The 567-nt window shown below is 38.4% G+C and carries 1 protein-coding gene; it reads right to left on the bottom strand.

Annotation, left to right across the window (positions count from 1 at the left end; all coding sequences use genetic code 11):
- Positions 1 to 559, bottom strand: a 559-nt coding sequence (locus tag QF629_13075; protein ID MDP6014450.1) for an FAD-dependent oxidoreductase, incomplete at its 3' end; no start/stop codon positions are given.
- Positions 560 to 567: the final 8 nt, after the last annotated feature.

A 567-nucleotide genomic window follows, 5' to 3' on the forward strand; every position in this document is an offset into this window, starting at 1 on the left:
CATTTTTTAGAATAGGTTCGTTATGATAGAGCATAACATCTGGGTTAGTTAATAGGAATTGCATTACTCTCTTTTTACAACCCGAAGATTGTCTTTTCTTTACAGCATCATAACCGATAAATCTTCCATATTTAGAAGGATTTTTGTCTAGCTTAACAACGAATCCAAGACCCGCATCGAGTACGTGATCCTCATCAGTAATGTCGTGGCCAAAATGCCTGTAGGCCTTTTCAATACGGCAACTATCTACTGAATGCATGCCGCAAAGCTTCAAAGAGAATTGTTTTCCAGTTGATTCAATTAATTCAGCAATATAGTTAGAAAATTCAATCGGAAAATATAACTCCCAACCCAGCTCGCCGACATAGGTGATACGGTGCGCTCTAACCGTAGCCATGCCAATTTCTAGCTCACAAACACTAGCAAAAGAAAGATTTTCATTGCTTAAATCGGTGTCCGTTAATGATTGCAAAAGTTCCCGTGAATTGGGACCCATAATTGCTATACAGCCTTCTGCACTTGTAGAGTTAAATAATGAACAGTGTGCATCATTAGGCATGTTTCTTT

The sequence above is a fragment of the Alphaproteobacteria bacterium genome, assembly GCA_030739735.1.
Classification (GTDB): domain Bacteria; phylum Pseudomonadota; class Alphaproteobacteria; order UBA7887; family UBA7887; genus UBA7887.